The following is a 17677-nucleotide window of genomic DNA, read 5'->3' as shown; positions in this document are numbered from 1 at the left end:
TCTCTTTCGACGTCCGTCACACCTGTCTCCTCACTCGCCGTTCGGCGCCCTTCCGTGGTCCCCGTAGAGGTGTCTTCGAGGCCGCATGTGTGACCCGAGCGCACAGTGATGCCCGTCATAGCCCCTCCGCTTCGCTTTTTGGCCCCTCACTTGCACCAAGCCGTTTCAAAAGGCCCATTCGGACAACGGAGGTCAGGTTTTGCCATCCTTTTACTCTGACGGACCGTCACCGAACCCGCGCACACTTCGCCCCTGTGGATAAATTTGCGGCGCAGCAAAGCCAGATAGGCGGGCACCGAGTGGGTGCGCGACAGCCCAAATCCGTTGTGCCACCAGGGCAGAAGTCGGTTCGAGCGCCCACGAAAGCGGTCGGGGGCTTTCGTCTTGTTCACGAGAGCGAGCTTGCAATGCTGGGCCTGTGGACAGTTTCTGATGATCCAAGAGACGAACCGACGTAATCTCGCCTAGATCACTTCATAAGCAGATTTGAGCGGCACGGCCGAGCAGGCAGCAGCCGGAATGCTCCGCAGCACCGGGGCAGGGCGGAGCGGCAGCCGAGCTGTTCAGAGTTTCTTTACTGGATCAAGGCGGCCCGCTACGCGGACCGCGCGCGCTGGCGGCCCATGGCCGCCACCGCTCCATGTCTCCGCCACCGCTCCGGCGGCCCCGTCCACTCAGCGCGCAAAACCAGGAAGCGATCCGGCAGAGCCCAGGAAGCAACGCCGACCATCCCGCAGCAGGCACCACCAGGCCCACGCCCACGTCAGCGACCTACACCAACTCCTTGACCAGGCGCACAGTTCAGCTGTCCGGCACCAAGCAGAATCCGCGGTGGCCCCAGGCAGCCGAAAGCCCCGAACACCAAGTGGCCGGGCAGGCGCATAGCGGTATTCGGGGCCGTCCGTTGTCCACCCCGGCCTCCGAAGGGAAACGCGCCGGGCAGGCGTTGTGCACGCACCAGCACCAACGACGGGGGCACGAGGAGACACGCAAAGGCGGCAGAAGAGCGGAGGGCGGCGAAGGTCAGCAGTCCGCCGAGGGCGCTCATCGCACGCCGCTCAGGCCAACAGCGGGCACGGTGGCACAGGTCCGATCCGGCTGAGCACAGCCACAGCAGACCACCGTCACAGCGCGGGCGCATCGTGGCTGACTGGTGGGGGTGCCCGTCAGAACTCGCCGCACGATTACTGTCTGCGACCCCAAGGGCCTCTATGTCCGTTTCGCCACCCTCGAAGCGGTGCCGGCCGCGCCCCAAATTCTCACGCAGAGCAGCGAAGAGCCCCACCGCTCCGAAGGGGCTTGAGTGGCGGGGCTCAGGCTTGCGGGGGTGAAACTCTCAGCCGTGGGACTTGGCGAACTGGACGAGACCGGCGAAACCCTCGGCGGTCAGTGTGAGGTGCGGGCCGTTCGGGTTCTTGCTGTCTCGGACCTTGAACTCACCCGTCATCGCCGCGTGCTGCGGTGCCCACTCGACGCACTCCCCACCGTTGTTACCACTGTAGGTGGAGCTGCGCCAATCCTTCTCCAGAACGGATGCGTGGGTCATGAGTAACAGTCCTTCAAGATGGAGTCGATCAGCTCTGCCGACTCGTCCGGCGGGGAGGCCATGGCCTTGAGCAGATCATATGCGTCTTGTGCCGCCGTGACGTCGTCTGGCTCAGCTAGTACGTACCCCTTGGGGAAGCCGTCTACGTGCACCACGTCGGCCCCCTCATTGAACGACAACAGGCCGAAGGGGCTTTGGTAGCCGTGGTGGTGGCCCGTGTCCCTGATGATCTGAACACAGTGAGGGGGAGTTTCGGCTAGATCCCGGAGACGGGCTAGCTGCTGCCGCATAACGTCCCGGCTTCCCACAGCGTTTCGCAAAACTGCTTCATTGAGAAGCTGTTGCTAAAAGGGTCTTGAGGGTTGCGTTTCCGCTGGTCAGGTATGAAGTGGGCTGAGCGCGGAAGGGTTCGGGCGTCATGATTGTCCGAGCGTGGAGGTGCGGGGATGCCGTCGGTGAAAGGGCTGTTCGAGGAGCGGGAACGTGCGGCGAGGCAGCGGGTGGAACTGCTGCGCGAGGAGGCCGAGCGGGTCCTGGCCGCGCTGCGGGAGGCCGAGACGTTCTGGGAACGGAAGGTCGTCGCGTTGGAAGAGCTCGATGACGCCTTGAGCGTGGACCACGGGTCCGTGGCGGTCGAGGTGGGAGGGGAGTCGCGGCCCGACCCGTCGGTGACGGTGTCGGGTTCGATGGTGCCGCAATGGCGGGCGGACCTGTCGGCCTCCGCGCTCCCGCCGGACTATCAGCGCATCATCGGTGTTCTGGTCGGCCGGGAGGCCGGCGGGGCGGATGGTGACCGGTCGATGATCTGCAGGGAGATCGCCGGTGGGCTGGGCCTGGAGTTGGTGCCGGCGAAGGTGGAGGGGGTGCGGTCGAAGGCGAAGAAGATGGTGGCCCGTGGATGGCTGACCGAGGTGCGGGCGGGACGGTTCACGCTCGCGGACGGCCAGCGAGGCGACGGCTCATGACCATGGTCATCGACCACAGGATCATCGCTTCGGCGCTGACGGTCGTGGTCTCGAAGTCGCGGGCCAGACGGCGCGAGCGCATCAGCCAGCCGAAAGACCGTTCCACCACCCAGCGGCGGGGAAGGATCTTGAAGCCCTTGGTGTCGTCACTGCGCTTGACGACCTCCAGCACGATGTTCAGCGCCTTCGCCGCACCGGCGAGGACAGGGCCGGTATAGCCGCCGTCGGCCCAGATGAGACGGAGCCGGTGAAATCTCTTGCTCAGGAAGGGCAGGAGGGCCTGGAACGCGTCACGGTCACCGATGTCAGCAGGGGCGACGTGGACGCTCAGCAGCAGACCCAGGACGTCGGTCACAATGTGCCGACGCCTCCCGTTGATCTTCTTGTTTCCGTCGTAACCCCGTGAGGCGGCCGGAACGTTGGCGGCGGCCTTCACCGACTGTGAGTCCACGATTCCCGCGCTCGGCTCCACGTTCCTGCCCGCCCGCGCCCTCACCTGCTCGCGCAGCCGGTCGTGGAACTCCGCGATCAACCCCTGCTCCCGCCACCGGCGGAAGAACGCGTACACCCGCTCCCAGCAGGGGAAGTCTGCGGGCATCGCCCGCCACTTGACACCGTTGTCGACGACGTAGCGCACCGCGTCGACCATCTGCCGGTGGCAATAAGACTCCGGCCGGCCCGCCTGCTTGCCCAGCCACGCCGGGACCGGCAGCAACGGGCGCACCCGCGCCCACTCCGCGTCCGTCATGTCCGTCGGGTACCGACGCTCACGGCCGGGCTGATCGGCCGCGTTTCCGTACACGTGCGCGAGACAGTCACACGACCGCGCCGAACCACTGGCCACCGGCCCCATCGATGCGGTGAACTGGAACAACAGGGCCTCCTGGAAACGGTGATCTCGACAACCACTCGCTTCCAAGAGGCCCTGCTTTCATGCCCCGCCCCATGAAGATCACCTATCCGGGATCGACGCGAGGAACATCAGATCGACCGCCAGGCCACATGATCGATTGAACTACGGCTTCTGAGGACAAGCCACACCCGCGTTGGCTCCCTGCGCTCAAGGATGAGTTGCCGTTCCATGCGGGCGAATACCAGGTCGTCAAGGTTGGTCGGGCGACCCGTGCGGAGTACGGCGCGCGCATAGCCTTCTGTCTGAACCAGTCCGGGCACTAGCTGAGGGTTGAACATGCGTGAGGTTCCCCCGAGATGCGGAGGGCGATGACAGCGGGTCAGATGGTTCTCATGAGAGGAACTCTGACCATGGCCGCTCCGAGGAAATATCCGCTGGAGTTGCGTGAGCGTGCGGTGCGGATGTATCGCACCGCCGAGCCGAAGCCCCAGATCAAGCGCCTGGCCATTGAGCTGGGGGTCCACCCGGAGGCACTGCGCGGCTGGATCCGCCAGGCCGAGGCCGACCGCGGCGAGCGCGACGACCGGCTGACCACCGAGGAGAAGGACGAGCTGGGCCAGCTGCGGCGGGAGGTGAAGGAACTGCGCCGGGCGAACGAGATCCTGCGCACGGCCTCGGCTTTTTTCGCCCAGGAACTCGACACGACCCGGCGCAGGTACTGACGTTCCTCAGCGAACGCAGTGACCTCGGTGTCGAGCCCGTACTCCGGGAACTGCACGTCCCCTCGTCCACCTACTACCGCTGGCGCCGGCAGGAGAAGGAGCCGTGTGAACGCCGCCGCCGTGACGCGGAGTTGACGACCAAGATCGAGGAGATCCATGCCGACTCCGGCGGGATCTACGGCTCGCCCCGCGTGCATGCCGTGCTCAAGCGCGAGGGCGTGGCCATCGGCCGCAAGCGGGTCGAGCGATTGATGCGCGAGGCCGATCTGGCGGGCCTCAGCCCACGCCGCACGGGCAAGGGCTTCACCCGCCGCGACCCGACGGCCACGCTCGCCCCGGACCTGGTGCAGCGGGACTTCACCGCTCCCGTGCCGAACCGGCTGTGGGTCACCGACCTCACCATGATCCCCACGGGTGAGGGACCGCTGTGGCTCTCCGCGATCCGCGACGCCTTCTCCCGCCGGGTGGTGGCCTGGGAGACCTCCGCCCGCGCGGACGCCGACCTGGTCCTGTCCTGCCTCGAGTACGCCCTGGCCAGCCGCGAGCCCGTGCCCGGCACCTTGATCCATCACGCCGACCACGGCTGTCAATACACGTCCATCAAGCTCACAACACGGCTGGTACGTGCGGGTATTGAGGGGTCGATGGGGTCCGTGGGCGACAGCTACGACAACGCCCTCGCGGAGAATCTGTGGATGCTGATCAAGACCGAGTGCGTGCGCGGACGCGTCTTCGTCACCCGGGCCGAGGCCAACCTCGCGCTGTTCGAGTACATCGACGGCTTCTACAACAGCCGACGCATCCAGAAACGCCTCGGCTACCTCAGTCCCATCGAGTTCGAGGAGAAGCACTACGCCAACCAGGCGACGACCGAACAAGCGAACCTGAAACCACGTCAACCCATCCTGACCAGCTGATCAGCACCTCCCGCACACCGGGGGAACCTCAGCGCACCACGATCGCCTTCTGCTCCAGGGCGACGTATGGCGCGAACCAATCCGGGATGCCACGCTTACTCAGCCTGTTACGTAAGCGCTTGTAGACACCTGGCGTGCCTGCGACACGATCCATGGCAACGGCGAACGCTTCTGATGCCAGCACAGTTCCACTCTCAACCCTGCTGATCTGGCCTTGGTTGTAGTGCATCGGCGCGGCAAAGCCTTCTTGTGAGAGCCCCAGTGCTTCCCTCAGCGCCTTCGTCTCTTCCCCGAAGTACGCGGCACCGTTCTTGGCCTCGCTCTCTCGGCCGGACTCTTCGATCATCTGTTCAACTCCCCAGTATGCCATGTCCGTTGTCATGGGCTTGGACCTGTTGAGCGTACGCCCGGGGGGTCATCGTGGAATAGACAGCTTGCGACCCCACGGAAGACGCGAAGGGCACGGCGACCATGACAGACCCCACCACCCCGGAACCGGCACCGGTTGACATCGACGGCGAACCAGCCGATCCGATGGAGGCGGGGAGCTTCTGGCGACTCGCCCCGGAGCGGGTACCGCGCGATAGCTACGTCCCGCCAACTCAGCCTATTTTTAGAAGCGTTGAAACCGAGCCCAAGTGGTTGGTCTCGTGAGCGCACAAGAACGCCCCTCGGTGCCCGTCTACACCCCTAAGACAGGCGAGACGGTCCGGGACGCCAGCGGCGACAAGATCGGCGTTGTGATGGGTCACGAGGGGCCACGTTGGCAACTGCGCCCAATCGGCGGCGGCAAGGAATGGGACGCCGACCCCAAGAACATCCAAGCCGTTGACCAAGTCGAAAATGCGAGTGCCCGCGTGGCAGATATCAACCGCCGAAGCGGAGGGGCCAGTGATGCGTAACTACATGCGGTTCGCGCCGTGGAAGATCGCGCAGGACGTGAGCGCATGGCCCGAGTACAAAGCGCGGTGCGTATCCGGGGCCGAAAGAGAGTGCGGCGTTGACTCGGGCAGCCGGAGCGACCCGACAGACGTAGAGAAGTGGATGGATTCCCACATTCGTATGACGGGGCATCGGCGCTTCCGGCGGACCTTCGCTGACTACGCACAGTACGAGCCGTTGGAAGGAGGGCACATCATCCGTGGCGAAGTGACGGAGCACGCACGCACCATTGAGGCACCGAGGCCGCTCGCACTCGAACCAGCGAAGGCACAGCGCACATGAACACAACCCCGGTTCCCACGCGGGCGTTGGATATCCGCCCCCTGCCCCCAACCACGAACGACGGCAACCGATGGATCACGGGCGACTGCTGGCTCTACTGCCGCCGCGAGAGTGTGCGCGTCCTCTGGGTTGGTCCTGCGCACACTCCAGGCGGTGGGGCCGATATGTACGCCTGCGAGACATGCATGGCCGAGCTGACGTTCATGGTTCAGAACCAATTGCGGGAAAGGGACCTGCACGACTTGGCCTCCCGCTAAGGACTCCGTCCCTGCCGGCCGCAACCGAATTGGGCTCCCCCACACACCCATTCGGAATCCCGGCAGGGGCGGGCCGGAGCCCATCCGGCCGTCCCCTTGGACGGTTGACGGCCGGATGGGTCGCACCACGGAGCAACTCACCGAGAGGAGGGAAAATGACACGAAGACTGCGAGTTCGGCTCAGGGCAGTTACTCACACGCTGCCCGGCCCCTGCCGCGTCGATCCAAACTGTCAGTCGTGCGGCGGGACCGGGTGGATTGGTGACCTGCACTGCCCCACCTGCAACGGCCCGTAGGGCCCGATGCCCCGCCCAACTCCGAAGTGAGTGGAGTTGGGCGGGGCGTTTGCCTGAACGGGGGGTACCGGCCCGGATGACGTGCCATCGTTGAAGGCACACCGTCTGCACGGAAGGTGGCTATGAGTCAGGCTGAGATCAACAAGGTATTCGAGAACGGTGCCGAGGTAGAACGCGCGTTCGCATTCGTTGAAAAGACCTACAGCCGTATCCCCTGTTTCGAATGCAAGAGCCGGAACACCTTCGGGACTATCTACGCGGGTGTGGTTGCCACAACGTGTGAGTCGTGCGGCGGAGCGACGCCCATTGGACCCCTAAGCCGCTTGTGGAACCCCATGCAGTTGCCACAGCAGCACCAGGGACGACCCGTTCTGCGAGCAGCCCACAACGGCGAGCCTCGAAACGGTGGCCCCGTCCATCGACGGTATCTCTAGGCTTGTCGCGTTCCCTGGTGGTGACGACATATGAGCCAGGCCGGAAGCCCGGTACCCGTCCAAGCCGGGGCGCCGCCATCCCGGCCGAGGTCCTCTAACGGACTTCGATCAGCTGTACTGCGGCCCCTGCCTTCCGAGGTAGGGGCCGCAGTGCAGTTCGATCATTCAGGTAGTTCAATGCCAAGGCTGTCTGCCAGCTCGCGAAGATCTTCAACGGCGATAGCCGGGGCCTCAGCCGCACGTGCAGCCGCCCACAGTTCTAGAATCTCGTCCATAATGGCTCTGACCTGCACCTTCTCCAAGTGTCTTGACGTAAGTACCTGACGCCGGACATCAGCCACTTGCGCAGCTTGGTGCCGTACCCCTCGCCCGGGTCCCCAGCCTCGTCGACCGGGCTGCCCCTGCCTGCGGACGAGGTGATCTCGCCGCGCTCGGCCTTGCCGCGGACCTCGGCGATCAGTTCGGCGGGGCGGTTGATGCCCGCCTTGACGCCTACGTCGACGGTGGGCTTCCCGGCGAACCGTTCCTTCTCCCGTACGGGCACGTCGTGCGCGAAGATCACACCGTCGGCGGCGGCGATGACCGCCGGGTCGAGCCGGGTGAATCCGGCGGAGCCCTGCGTCTCGACGGCCAGCTCGTAGCCGTCGCCGTTCCCGGCCTGTTCGAGGGCCTCGGCCGCCATATAGGTGTGTGCGATACCGGTGGGGCAAGAGGTGACGGCGACGATACGGAACGGCTGCCGCTCCCCCGGCGCCTCCACGGGCTCACGGGCCTCCGGCTCACCGGCACCCGGCCCGGCGCTCACCGAAGCGACCACCGCCGGCACCGCAGCGGGCTCCACCACCGCCACCTCGTCCCCCCGGATCAGGGCCGCCGCCTCCGCCGGGTCCGTGGCCGCGCGCAGCGCCCCCGTGAACTCCTCGTCCATCAGGTGCCGGGCCAGGCTGGAGAGGATCGACAGGTGCGCGTCGTCCGCGCCCGCCGGGGCCGCGATGAGGAAGATCAGGTCGGCCGGGCCGTCCGGGGCGCCGAAGTCGACGCCCGCCGCGCTGCGGCCGAAGCCCAGGGTCGGCTCGGTGACGTACTCGCTGCGGCAGTGCGGGATGCCGATGCCGCCGTCCAGGCCGGTCGGCATCTGCGCCTCGCGCGCCGCGACATCGGCGAGGAACCCGTCGATGTCGGTCACGCGGCCGAGGGCCACCATGCGCTCGGCGAGCGAACGCGCCGCCTCTTCCTTCGTGGGGGCGACCAGGTCGAGATCGACCAGGTCCGCGGTGATCATCTGGCTCATCGCGGGCTGCTCCTTCGCACATACGGGGGATGGGGGCGGGGGTTCATGACGCCGATTCCGTCAGCGCGCGGTCCAGCGGGATGTCGGCGGTCACGGTGACCGCCGCGGGGTCCAGGTCGTCGGGTGTCGGCATGACGCTGCCGGGCAGTTGCACCGCCGCCGCGCCGTGCGCGACAGCGGCGGCCAGCGCGTCCGGGCCTTCGCCGCCCGCCGCCAGGAAACCGGCGAGCGAGGCGTCGCCCGCGCCGACGTTGCTGCGTACGGCGGTGACGTGCGCGCTGCCGAAGTAGGTGCCCGATTCGCCGACGAGCAGCTGCCCGTCGGCCCCGAGGCTGGCCAGTACCGCCCGCGCGCCCGCGTCCCGCAGCTCCTGCGCGGCCTTCACCGCGTCGCCGACGGTGGTCAGCGGGCGGCCGACCGCCTGGGCCAGCTCCTCGGCGTTGGGCTTGACCACGTCGGGCCGCTCGCGCAGCGCCGCGAGCAGTGACGGGCCCGAGGTGTCGAGTGCGATGCGGGCGCCCGCCTCGTGCGCGCGGGCCACCAGTTCGGCGTACCACTCGGGGGCGAGGCCGCGCGGCAGGCTGCCGCAGCAGGCGATCCAGTCGGCGCCGGCCGATCGGGCCCGTACGGTCTCAAGGAGCGACTCGGCCTCGGCGGCGGTCAGTTCGGGGCCCGGTGCGTTGATCTTCGTCAGGGTGCCGTCGGGCTCGACGACGGAGATGTTGGACCGGGTGTGGCCGGCGACCGGCACCGGTGCGACCTCTATGCCTTGCGCGCCGAGGAGTTCGGCGACGAGCGCGCCCGGCGCCCCGCCCAGCGGCATGACGGCGAGGGTGCGGTGCCCGGCCGAGGCGACGGCGCGCGAGACGTTGACGCCCTTGCCGCCCGGGTCCATCCGGTCGGTGGTGGCGCGGATGACCTCGCCGCGGTCGAGGGCGGGCACCTCGTACGTGCGGTCCAGGCTGGGGTTGGGCGTGACGGTGACGATCATGCGCGTACGACCTCGGTTCCCGCGGCCTCGATGGCGGCGGCGTCTTCGGGGCTGAGCCCGGTGTCGGTGATGAGCAGGTCGACATCGGCGAGGCCGCCGAAGCGGGCGAAGTGCTCCTGGCCGTACTTGGCGGAGTCGGCGAGGAGCACGACCCGGCGGGCTGCCGCGACGACCGCGCGCTTGACTGCGGCCTCGGCGAGGTCGGGGGTGGTCAGGCCGCCGCCCGGCGAGAAGCCGTTGGTGGCGACGAAGGCGACGTCGGCGCGGATCTCGCCGTACGCGCGCAGCGCCCAGGCGTCGACGGCGGCGCGCGTACGGTGCCTGACTCGGCCGCCGACCAGGTGCAGGTCGATGCCGGGGTGGTCGGCGAGGCGTGCGGCGACCGGCAGCGCGTGGGTGACGACGGTCAGGCCGCACTCCAGCGGAAGGCCGGCGGCGAGCCTGGCGATGGTCGATCCGGCGTCCAGAACCACGCTGCCGCCGTCCGGCAGCTCGGCCAGCGCGGCCCGCGCGATGCGGTCCTTCTCGTCGGCCGCGGTGGACTCGCGCTCGGCGAGGTCGGGCTCGAAGTCGAGGCGCCCCGCCGGGATGGCGCCACCGTGCACACGGCGGACGAGTCCGGCCCGGTCCAGGGCCTTGAGGTCGCGGCGAACGGTCTCGGCGGTGACCTGGAAGGTCTCGGCCAGGGAGAGGACGTCCACCCGCCCGCCCTCGCGGGCGAGGCGGAGAGTTTCCTGCTGGCGCTCCGGTGCGTACATGTGGGTCTGTATCCGTTCGATGCCCGAACCTGTGGTTTCAGCGCCAGGTTACGCCCGAGTTCCCGGCATGTAAACAGATTCGGACTTCAAGTGGGCATATTCGGACCTCAGGCCCTGGGTGTGCTGCGGCCCTGCAACGACGACGGCGCCCGTGCCGGGTGGGCACGGGCGCCGTCGAAAGCGGGGCAGGGCGGGTCAGGGAGTGAGCGCCGACTCCTTCGCCAGAGCCACCGACCCCTGCGCCTCGGCGTCGTCCCCGTCCCCGTCCTCGACCGCCGCCCGCGAGTGTGCGGGCAGCGCGAACATCAGGCCGAAGATGATCACCAGGACACCCACCGCCCACCACAGCGCGTTCTGGAACGCGTCCACGAAGGCCATGCCCATCTGGCTCGGCGCGAGCCCGTCGTCGATCACTCCGAAGAAGAAGACGACCGACACCAGACCGAGGCCCAGCGCGTTACCCGTCTGCTGCATGGTGTTTATCAGCCCGGACGCGGAACCGGAGTGCCCGCGCGGCACCTCGGACAGCACGGCCTCCGTCAGCGGCGCCACGATCAGGCCCATGCCGACCCCCATCACGACCAGCGGGAGCGCCATCTGCCAGGAGTGGATGGCCATGCCGTACCGGTCGGCCTCCCAGATGTAGATGAGCAGCCCGGCCACCATCGTCAGTGCGCCCGCCTGGAGCACCTTGCGGCCGAAGCGCGGAACCAGCTTCTGTACGGAGATGCCTGCCGCCACGGACACGGCGATGGAGAACGGGATGCCGGTGGTGCCCGCCCGCAGTGCGCTCCAGCCGAGACCGACCTGCATGTACAGCGTCCAGACCAGGAAGAAGATGCCCAGGGCGACACCGAAGGTCAGCTGCACCGCGGTGCCGGCGGCGAAGCTCTTCACCTTGAACAGCGAAAGCTCGACGAGCGGCGAGCCGTCCTTGCGGACCTTGTACTGCTCGTACCTCACGAAGATCGCGAAGACGGCGAGGCTGCCGACCATCAGGAGGTGGCCCCACAGCGGCCAGTCGAGCTCCTCGCCGCGCGTCAGCGGGTAGATCAGCATCAGCAGGCCGAGCGTGGCGAGCGCCACGCCGACCAGGTCGAGGCGCAGCGCCTTGGGGGCCTTGGACTCGCTGATGTAGCGGATACCGAGGATCAGGCCGGCGATGCCGACCGGCAGGTTGATGAGGAAGATCGGCCGCCATTCCAGACCGAACAGGTTCCACTCGGTGAGCAGCGCGCCGAGCAGTGGGCCCGACACCGCGCCGAGGCCGACGACCGCGCCGAACAGGCCGAAGACCTTGCCGCGCTCATGGGCGGGGAAAGTGGCGTGGACGATCGAGAGGACCTGCGGCACCATCAGTGCCGCCGTCGCGCCCTGGAGAATGCGGGAGGCGACGAGCATCTCCGAGTTCGCGGCGAAGCCGCAGAGCGCCGAGGCGAGCGTGAAGCCGCCGATGCCGATCAGGAAGAGCCGCTTGCGGCCGTAGATGTCACCGAGCCTGCCGCCGGTGATGAGGCCTGCGGCGAACGCCAGGGCGTACCCCGCGGTGATCCACTGGATCGAGCTGAACGTCGCACCCAGGCCCTCCTGGATGCTCGGGATCGCGATGTTGACAATGGTGACGTCGACGAGGTCCATGAAGGCCGCGGTCATCACGATGGCGAGAGCGAACCACCTGCGACGGTCGGTCTGCTCGGGCTGTAGTGGTGTGGAAGTCATACGAAGAGGCTAGATGGCATGTAGGACAAAAGAAGGCCTACTTCCACGGCACCCTGGAGCCATGACGACGATGGACACTCCGGTACGCCTGCTGCGACTGCTCTCGCTCCTCCAGACGCCCCGCGACTGGCCCGGCAGCGAGATCGCCGAGCGCCTGCGCGTGAGCCGACGCACCGTACGGCGCGACATCGACCGGCTGCGCGACCTCGGCTATCCCGTGCAGGCCACGATGGGCGCGGACGGCGGCTACCGGCTCGTCGCGGGCAAGGCCATGCCGCCGCTGCTCCTCGACGACGAGGAGGCGGTCGCCATCGCGGTGGGGCTGCGGGCCGGGGCGGGCCACGCGGTCGAGGGCATCGAGGAGGCCTCGGTGCGCGCCCTGGCCAAGCTCGAACAGGTGCTGCCGTCCAGGCTGCGGCATCAGGTCTCCAGCCTCCAGGCCGCGACGATCCCGCTGACCAACGGCGACGGCGCGACCATCGACCCCCGTACGCTCACCGCGATCGCGGGCGCGGCCACCGGGCGGGAGAGGCTGCGGTTTGCGTACCGGGCGGGGGACGGCTCGGCGAGCAAGCGCCTGGTGGAGCCGTACCGGCTGGTGAGCACCGGGCGGCGCTGGTACCTGGTCGCGTACGACCTGGACCGGGAGGCGTGGCGTACGTTCCGCGTGGACCGGGTCAGTGAGCCGTTCCCCACGGCGGCGCGCTTCACACCGCGCGCGCTGCCGAGCGGGGGCGCCGCGGAATTCATCCGGAAGTCGCTGGGCGGGTACCAGAGCGGGTACCGGGTGGTGGCGACCTTCGAGGCGCCCGCCGAATTCGTGGCGGCGCGGCTGCCCGCCTCGCTGGGCACGCCGGAGGCGATCGACGCGGACAGGTGCCGGCTTGAGGCCGTGGCCACCGACTCGCGGGAGTGGCTGGCGGTGCGACTGGCGCTGGTGGACTGCGAGTTCAAGGTGCACGAGCCGCAGGACCTGGTGGACTGCCTGGCCGATCTCGGCGGCAGGATCAGCCGCGCGGTGACCGTGCCGGCGGACCCGGTGGACCCGGCGGCCGACTAAAAGGATCCAAAAGGATCTAAAAGGAAACGGGGAGCCCCGGCGCCGGGGGGAGTGCGCCGGGGCCCTGCCCTGGGAAGACACGGCCCTTGATACGACGGGCAGTTACGCCGCCGATTCGAACCCCGTGTCGTGAGCCATGCGCTTGAGCTCCAGCAGAGCGTGCTTCTCGATCTGCCGGATCCGCTCGCGCGTGAGTCCGTGCTGCTTGCCCACCTCGGTCAGCGTCCGCTCCCGGCCGTCCTCGATGCCGTACCGCATGCGGATGATCGAGGCCGTGCGCTCGTCGAGCTTGGCTATCAGGTCCTCAAGCTCCTCGCTGCGCAGCAGCGAAAGCACCGACTGCTCGGGCGAGACCGCGGAGCCGTCCTCGATCAGGTCGCCGAACTGGGTCTCACCGGCGTCGTCCACCGGCATGTTCAGCGAGACGGGGTCGCGCGCCCAGTCCAGCACGTCACTGACGCGCTGCGGCTTGGTGTCCAGCTCGGCGGCGATCTCCGTGTGCTCCGGGTCGCGCCCGTGCTCACGGTTGAACTCGCGCTGCACGCGCCGGATTCGGCCCAGCTCTTCCACCAGGTGGACAGGGAGCCGGATGGTGCGGGACTGGTCGGCTATGGACCGGGTGATGGCCTGACGGATCCACCAGGTCGCGTACGTAGAGAACTTGAAGCCCTTGGCGTAGTCGAACTTCTCGACCGCGCGCACCACGCCAGCGTTCCCCTCCTGGACCAGGTCGAGCAGGGGGAGGCCACTGCGGGGGTACCGGCGGGCGACCGCCACGACCAGACGGAGGTTGGCGCGGATGAAGAGGTCCTTGGCGCGCTCACCGTCGGCGACCAGCGCCTCCAGCTCCTCGCGGGAGGCCCCGCCTGCGTCGCTCTCCACGTCCTTGTCGAGGATCCGCTGCGCGTACACGCCCGCCTCGATGGTCTGGGACAGGTCGACTTCTTTGGCGGCGTCGAGCAGCGGCGTCCGTGCGATTTCGTCGAGGTACATACCGACCAGGTCGCGGTCGGCGATCTCCCCGGTGGCGGCGCGAACGCTGCGTACGCCCGCGGACCCGCTGGTGGCGGTCTGACGACGGGCGACGGCACGGGTTGCCATGCTTGCTCCCTTGCGTAAGTAGGTCGCGGTGGTGTGGCTGCCTGACACCTTTCGTGTGCCCTGCCTCCGATGGAAACAACGACTGGAATCCGGACAGAATTCCCATGCCGTGCCTTCATTTTCGTGATCTTGCAGTACCCTGTCGGCCGCCGAGCGGAGCCGGGTGATGCAGGAACACTCAGAGGTGCAGGTCAGGGCGGGCACGGGGGCCGACCTCAGCGCCCTCACCTCCATCTACAGCCACTACGTGCGTGAGACAGCCATCACATTCGATGCGGCCGTTTTCACGCCCGAGCAGTGCCGCCCGTGGCTGCACTCCCACCCCTGAAGACGGCCCGCACCGCGTTCAGGTTGCTCGGGATGTCCGGTCTGGCCGGGGCCGGGCCGGGCGAAGGCGCCTGCGGCGGACTGTTCCCCTACCCGCCCCTTCCCGTAACTGGGGGCAAGCCCCCAGACCCCCGGACGCCCTTCGGGCGTGTCCTCAAACGCCGGACGGGCTGAGAATGCCCGGCGAGCCCCGGCTCCCCTCACCCCACCTGCACAGACCGCTTCGACAGGCCCATCCAAAAGCCGTCGATCACCTCGCGCTGCGCCCCGAGCTCCCCCTCCCCCGCCCCCAGCGTCACGAACAGCGGCGCGAAGTGCTCCGTGCGCGGGTGGGCGAGCCGTCCGGACGGGGCCTTGTTCTCGAAGTCGAGGAGCGCGTCCACGTCCGCCGCGGCCAGCGCCTCCCGCCCCCACGCATCGAACTCCGCCGACCAGCCCGGCACGCCCGGCCCCGTGTGCCGCAGTGCCGCCAGGTTGTGGGTGAAGAAGCCGCTGCCGACGATCAGCACGCCCTCGTCCCGCAGCGGCGCCAGTTTGCGGCCGATGTCCATCAGCTTCTGCGGGTCCAGGGTCGGCATGGAGATCTGGAGCACGGGGATGTCGGCCGCCGGGAACATCTCCACCAGCGGGACGTACGCCCCGTGGTCAAGACCCCGGTCCGGGATGTCCTGCACCGGCGTCCCCGCGCCGCGCAGCAGCTTGCGCACGGACTCGGCGAGCCGCGGGGCGCCCGGGGCGGCGTACCGCACCTGGTAGTAGTGCTCGGGGAAGCCCCAGAAGTCGTACACCAGCGGCACCGTCTCGGTCGCGCCGAGCGCGAGCGGGGCCTCCTCCCAGTGGGCGGAGACCATCAGGATCGCCCAGGGCCTCGGCAGCGTGGCGGACCAGGCGGCCAGCTCCGCCGGCCAGACCGGGTCGTCGGCCAGCGGCGGGGCTCCGTGGCTCAGATAGAGGGCGGGCATGCGCTCCACGGCCTCATCCTTTCCTAGGCACTTGGGTAGTCAGGTAGTTGGGTACTTTAAAGTTCAAGCTCAAGTCGAGATCAAGCGTAACCCCAGCTAGTTTAAGTTTCAAGGAGAGGGTCGTAGAGTGGTCCTCATGGCGACGGCACCCCGATGGCTCAGCGAAGAGGAACAACGCACGTGGCGCGCGTACCGCCAGGCCAGCACGCTTCTGGAGGACCATCTCGACCGCCAGTTGCAGCGCGACGCCGGGATGCCGCACGTCTATTACGGCCTGCTCGTGCAGCTCGGCGAGGCACCCGGACGGCACCTGCGGATGACCGAGCTGGCCCGGATCGCGAAGATCACCCGGTCCCGGCTCTCGCACGCCGTCGCCCGTCTTGAGCGCAACGGCTGGGTGCGCCGCGAGGACTGCCCGTCCGACCGGCGCGGGCAGAACGCCGTACTCACCGACGAGGGTTACGCCGTGCTGGAGCGGACCGCGCCGAGCCATGTCAGCACCGTCCGCCAGGCGATGTTCGACCTCCTGACGCCCGAGCAGGTGGGTCAGCTCGGCGAGATCATGCGCGTGGTCGCGGAGGGCCTGCAGCCCTCGGACGCGAACGCGGACCTGCCCTGGCTCCGCTGAAGAAGCGGAACCAGGGCAGGCCCGGCGGATCATGCCTGGGGAGTGCCTTCGGCGTCAGAGCGCCCGATGTGTCAGTGCGCGACGACGGGGATCTTCAGCTCGTCCTCGACACTCTCGCCGTCACCCGAAGCGACCACGGTCATGTTCGGACGGCCCGTGGTGATCAGCGCGAACGCGATCGCCGCGGCGACCACCAGGATGCCGACCGCCCACCAGATGGCGCTCGCGTAGCCGTGCACCATGGCCTGCGCCTGGAGCAGCTGCGCATTGGTGGCGCCGGCCGCGTTGTCCACGAGGTACGCCGTGGTGGCGCTGGCGGCGATCGTGTTCAGCAGCGCCGTACCGATCGCGCCGCCCACCTGCTGCGAGGTGTTGACCATGGCCGAGGCCACGCCCGCATCCCGCGGCTCGACGCCGTGCGTCGCCATGGACATGGCTGGCATGAACGCCGTACCCATGCCGAGGCCGAGCAGCAGCTGACCCGGCAGGATCAGTCCGGCGTACGAGGAGCCGATCTCCAGCTGCGTAAGCAGCAGCATGCCGACCGCCGCGACCAGGAAGCCGGGACCCATCAGCCAGCGCGGTGCGACCCGCGTCATCAGGCGGGCGCCGATCTGGGTGGAGCCCGTGATCATGCCCGCCATCATCGGCAGGAAGGCGAAGCCGGTCTTGACCGGCGAGAAGCCCTTCACGATCTGGAGGTAGTACGTCAGGAAGAGGAACAGGCCGAACATCGAGATGACGGCGAGACCCAGCGAGAGGTACACCCCACCGCGGTTGCGGTCCAGCAGGACGCGCAGCGGCAGCAGCGGCGACTTGACCTTCGACTCGACGAGCACGAACGAGGCGAGCAGCACGGCGGAGGCCACGAACAGGCCGATCGTCATGCCCGACGCCCAGCCGTCCGACTCGGCGCGAGTGAAGCCGTACACCAGCGCGACCAGACCCAGCGTGGAGAGCACCACACCCGGGATGTCGAGCGGCGAGCGGTTGCGGCCACCGGCCGGCTCACGGATCACGAAGTACGCGCCGATCGCGGCCACGACGGCGAAGGGGATGTTGACGAAGAAGGTCCAGCGCCAGTTCAGGTACTCGGTGAGGAAGCCGCCGAGGATCAGGCCGACCGCGCCACCGCCACCGGCGATCGCACCGTAGATGCCGAATGCCTTGGCGCGCTCACGTACGTCGGTGAACGTCACCGCGAGCAGCGAGAGCGCGGCCGGCGCGAGCAGTGCGCCGAAGGCGCCCTGCAGGGCGCGCGAGCCCAGCATCATGGCTTCGTTGGCCGCGGCGCCACCGAGCGCGGAGGCCGCGGCGAAGCCGATGAGTCCGACGACAAAGGTGCGCTTGCGCCCCCACAGGTCGGCTATGCGGCCACCGAAGAGCAGCAGACCGCCGAAGGCCAGGGCGTAGGCGGTGATGACCCACTGCCGGTTGGCGTCCGAAATCCCCAAGTCCTGCTGGGCCGACGGCAGGGCGATGTTCACGATGGTGGCGTCGAGCACCACCATCAGCTGGGCGAGGGCGATGAAGACCAGGGCTTTCCAGCGCCTGGGATCCGGCAACTGGGTGTCAGCTGCTCTTGACTCGGCTGTTTTTGGCATGGAGATATCCACCTAAGGGTGC

The 17677-nt window shown here is 68.3% G+C and carries 18 protein-coding genes and 2 pseudogenes; 8 read left to right on the top strand and 12 right to left on the bottom strand.

The annotated features are described in order from the left end of the window. Window positions 1-1336 precede the first annotated feature (1336 nt). Both ABCR94_RS38185 and ABCR94_RS38180 read right to left on the bottom strand, forming a co-directional pair. On the bottom strand, window positions 1337-1546 hold the full coding sequence (locus tag ABCR94_RS38185) for a DUF397 domain-containing protein (RefSeq protein ID WP_347126025.1): 210 nt from the start codon (window positions 1544-1546) through the stop codon (window positions 1337-1339). Further along, a pseudogene (locus ABCR94_RS38180) lies at window positions 1543-1872 on the bottom strand (Scr1 family TA system antitoxin-like transcriptional regulator); the annotation flags it as partial. The pseudogene ABCR94_RS38180 and the gene ABCR94_RS38185, both read right to left, overlap by 4 nt. Before the next feature lie 120 nt (window positions 1873-1992). On the opposite strand from ABCR94_RS38180, the gene ABCR94_RS38175 reads away from it, so the two are divergent. Beyond that, complete coding sequence (locus ABCR94_RS38175) at window positions 1993-2511, top strand: zinc ribbon domain-containing protein (RefSeq protein ID WP_347117077.1); 519 nt, start codon at window positions 1993-1995, stop codon at window positions 2509-2511. Here the strand turns inward: ABCR94_RS38175 and ABCR94_RS38170 are convergent. Then, entirely contained in the window at window positions 2474-3259 is a 786-nt protein-coding gene (locus ABCR94_RS38170; protein WP_347117076.1) for an IS5 family transposase, read from the bottom strand. The genes ABCR94_RS38175 and ABCR94_RS38170 overlap by 38 nt on opposite strands. A gap of 233 nt (window positions 3260-3492) precedes the next feature. Further along, on the bottom strand, window positions 3493-3702 hold the full coding sequence (locus ABCR94_RS38165; RefSeq protein ID WP_347126023.1) for a Scr1 family TA system antitoxin-like transcriptional regulator: 210 nt from the start codon (window positions 3700-3702) through the stop codon (window positions 3493-3495). 54 nt (window positions 3703-3756) lie between these two features. On the opposite strand from ABCR94_RS38165, the gene ABCR94_RS38160 reads away from it, so the two are divergent. Together ABCR94_RS38160 and ABCR94_RS38155 are read left to right on the top strand one after the other, a co-directional pair. Further along, window positions 3757-4086: a transposase gene (locus ABCR94_RS38160; protein WP_347116874.1), complete on the top strand. Its 330-nt coding sequence runs from the start codon at window positions 3757-3759 to the stop codon at window positions 4084-4086. Continuing rightward, window positions 4083-5003 carry an IS3 family transposase gene (locus ABCR94_RS38155; RefSeq protein ID WP_347119122.1) on the top strand — a complete coding sequence of 307 codons (921 nt, stop codon included), beginning with the start codon at window positions 4083-4085 and terminating at the stop codon, window positions 5001-5003. The genes ABCR94_RS38160 and ABCR94_RS38155 overlap by 4 nt, the downstream gene beginning before the upstream one ends. 28 nt (window positions 5004-5031) lie before the next feature. Here ABCR94_RS38155 and ABCR94_RS38150 read toward each other — a convergent pair whose 3' ends face one another. Further along, window positions 5032-5385 carry a helix-turn-helix domain-containing protein gene (locus ABCR94_RS38150; RefSeq protein ID WP_347126021.1) on the bottom strand — a complete coding sequence of 118 codons (354 nt, stop codon included), beginning with the start codon at window positions 5383-5385 and terminating at the stop codon, window positions 5032-5034. 268 nt (window positions 5386-5653) lie between these two features. Here ABCR94_RS38150 and ABCR94_RS38145 point away from each other — a divergent pair, with 268 nt between their 5' ends. Continuing rightward, window positions 5654-5905, top strand: coding sequence for a hypothetical protein (locus ABCR94_RS38145; RefSeq protein WP_347126019.1), 252 nt, complete (start codon window positions 5654-5656; stop codon window positions 5903-5905). Further along, entirely contained in the window at window positions 5847-6227 is a 381-nt protein-coding gene (locus ABCR94_RS39350) for a DUF7848 domain-containing protein (RefSeq protein ID WP_521978748.1), read from the top strand. Before ABCR94_RS38145 ends, ABCR94_RS39350 begins: the two co-directional genes overlap by 59 nt. Window positions 6228-7527: 1300 nt before the next feature. On the opposite strand, the pseudogene ABCR94_RS38140 reads toward ABCR94_RS39350, so the two are convergent. From ABCR94_RS38140 to ABCR94_RS38125, 4 genes and pseudogenes are all read right to left on the bottom strand, one after another. After that, a pseudogene (locus ABCR94_RS38140) lies at window positions 7528-8505 on the bottom strand (fructose PTS transporter subunit IIA); the annotation flags it as partial. Between the two features lie 43 nt (window positions 8506-8548). Beyond that, window positions 8549-9496 (bottom strand): 1-phosphofructokinase, encoded by a 948-nt coding sequence (pfkB, locus tag ABCR94_RS38135; protein WP_347126018.1) that lies wholly within the window; start codon window positions 9494-9496, stop codon window positions 8549-8551. Then, complete coding sequence (locus tag ABCR94_RS38130) at window positions 9493-10254, bottom strand: DeoR/GlpR family DNA-binding transcription regulator (protein ID WP_347126017.1); 762 nt, start codon at window positions 10252-10254, stop codon at window positions 9493-9495. The genes pfkB and ABCR94_RS38130 overlap by 4 nt, the downstream gene beginning before the upstream one ends. A gap of 195 nt (window positions 10255-10449) precedes the next feature. After that, window positions 10450-11973 carry an MFS transporter gene (locus ABCR94_RS38125; protein ID WP_347126015.1) on the bottom strand — a complete coding sequence of 508 codons (1524 nt, stop codon included), beginning with the start codon at window positions 11971-11973 and terminating at the stop codon, window positions 10450-10452. A gap of 61 nt (window positions 11974-12034) precedes the next feature. Between ABCR94_RS38125 and ABCR94_RS38120 the strand changes: the two genes are divergently transcribed. Further along, window positions 12035-13033 carry a helix-turn-helix transcriptional regulator gene (locus tag ABCR94_RS38120; RefSeq protein ID WP_347126013.1) on the top strand — a complete coding sequence of 333 codons (999 nt, stop codon included), beginning with the start codon at window positions 12035-12037 and terminating at the stop codon, window positions 13031-13033. Between the two features lie 102 nt (window positions 13034-13135). Here the strand turns inward: ABCR94_RS38120 and ABCR94_RS38115 are convergent, their stop codons facing one another. Continuing rightward, entirely contained in the window at window positions 13136-14134 is a 999-nt protein-coding gene (locus tag ABCR94_RS38115) for a sigma-70 family RNA polymerase sigma factor (protein ID WP_347126011.1), read from the bottom strand. Between the two features lie 166 nt (window positions 14135-14300). Between ABCR94_RS38115 and ABCR94_RS38110 the strand changes: the two genes are divergently transcribed. After that, a complete protein-coding gene (locus ABCR94_RS38110) occupies window positions 14301-14462 on the top strand; it encodes a GNAT family N-acetyltransferase (protein ID WP_521978744.1) in 162 nt (53 codons plus the stop codon). Between the two features lie 199 nt (window positions 14463-14661). Here the strand turns inward: ABCR94_RS38110 and ABCR94_RS38105 are convergent, their stop codons facing one another. Further along, window positions 14662-15423, bottom strand: a complete 762-nt coding sequence (locus ABCR94_RS38105) for a dioxygenase family protein (protein ID WP_347126027.1) — start codon at window positions 15421-15423, stop codon at window positions 14662-14664. A 136-nt stretch (window positions 15424-15559) separates the two neighbouring features. Between ABCR94_RS38105 and ABCR94_RS38100 the strand changes: the two genes are divergently transcribed. Next, a complete protein-coding gene (locus ABCR94_RS38100) occupies window positions 15560-16051 on the top strand; it encodes a MarR family winged helix-turn-helix transcriptional regulator (RefSeq protein WP_347126010.1) in 492 nt (163 codons plus the stop codon). A 71-nt stretch (window positions 16052-16122) separates the two neighbouring features. On the opposite strand, the gene ABCR94_RS38095 is transcribed toward ABCR94_RS38100, so the two are convergent. Then, entirely contained in the window at window positions 16123-17655 is a 1533-nt protein-coding gene (locus ABCR94_RS38095) for an MFS transporter (RefSeq protein WP_347126009.1), read from the bottom strand. Window positions 17656-17677: the final 22 nt, after the last annotated feature.

Source organism: Streptomyces changchenzhani (assembly GCF_039766235.1).
Classification (GTDB): domain Bacteria; phylum Actinomycetota; class Actinomycetes; order Streptomycetales; family Streptomycetaceae; genus Streptomyces.
Note: the sequence above shows the minus strand (reverse complement) of the source record. Positions and strands in the feature narration are given on the sequence as shown.

Excerpts from the sequence above, each read along its gene's own strand:
- ABCR94_RS38120 (WP_347126013.1), top strand. The coding sequence starts at position 12,035 with ATGACGACGATGGACACTCCGGTACGCCTGCTGCGACTGCTCTCGCTC.
- pfkB (WP_347126018.1), bottom strand. The coding sequence starts at position 9,496 with ATGATCGTCACCGTCACGCCCAACCCCAGCCTGGACCGCACGTACGAG.
- ABCR94_RS38185 (WP_347126025.1), bottom strand. The coding sequence starts at position 1,546 with ATGACCCACGCATCCGTTCTGGAGAAGGATTGGCGCAGCTCCACCTAC.
- ABCR94_RS38170 (WP_347117076.1), bottom strand. The coding sequence starts at position 3,259 with ATGACGGACGCGGAGTGGGCGCGGGTGCGCCCGTTGCTGCCGGTCCCG.
- ABCR94_RS38175 (WP_347117077.1), top strand. The coding sequence starts at position 1,993 with ATGCCGTCGGTGAAAGGGCTGTTCGAGGAGCGGGAACGTGCGGCGAGG.
- ABCR94_RS38105 (WP_347126027.1), bottom strand. The coding sequence starts at position 15,423 with ATGCCCGCCCTCTATCTGAGCCACGGAGCCCCGCCGCTGGCCGACGAC.
- ABCR94_RS38110 (WP_521978744.1), top strand. The coding sequence starts at position 14,301 with ATGCAGGAACACTCAGAGGTGCAGGTCAGGGCGGGCACGGGGGCCGAC.
- ABCR94_RS38130 (WP_347126017.1), bottom strand. The coding sequence starts at position 10,254 with ATGTACGCACCGGAGCGCCAGCAGGAAACTCTCCGCCTCGCCCGCGAG.
- ABCR94_RS38100 (WP_347126010.1), top strand. The coding sequence starts at position 15,560 with ATGGCGACGGCACCCCGATGGCTCAGCGAAGAGGAACAACGCACGTGG.
- ABCR94_RS38150 (WP_347126021.1), bottom strand. The coding sequence starts at position 5,385 with ATGACAACGGACATGGCATACTGGGGAGTTGAACAGATGATCGAAGAG.
- ABCR94_RS38160 (WP_347116874.1), top strand. The coding sequence starts at position 3,757 with ATGAGAGGAACTCTGACCATGGCCGCTCCGAGGAAATATCCGCTGGAG.
- ABCR94_RS38095 (WP_347126009.1), bottom strand. The coding sequence starts at position 17,655 with ATGCCAAAAACAGCCGAGTCAAGAGCAGCTGACACCCAGTTGCCGGAT.
- ABCR94_RS38125 (WP_347126015.1), bottom strand. The coding sequence starts at position 11,973 with ATGACTTCCACACCACTACAGCCCGAGCAGACCGACCGTCGCAGGTGG.
- ABCR94_RS39350 (WP_521978748.1), top strand. The coding sequence starts at position 5,847 with ATGCGAGTGCCCGCGTGGCAGATATCAACCGCCGAAGCGGAGGGGCCA.
- ABCR94_RS38165 (WP_347126023.1), bottom strand. The coding sequence starts at position 3,702 with ATGTTCAACCCTCAGCTAGTGCCCGGACTGGTTCAGACAGAAGGCTAT.
- ABCR94_RS38115 (WP_347126011.1), bottom strand. The coding sequence starts at position 14,134 with ATGGCAACCCGTGCCGTCGCCCGTCGTCAGACCGCCACCAGCGGGTCC.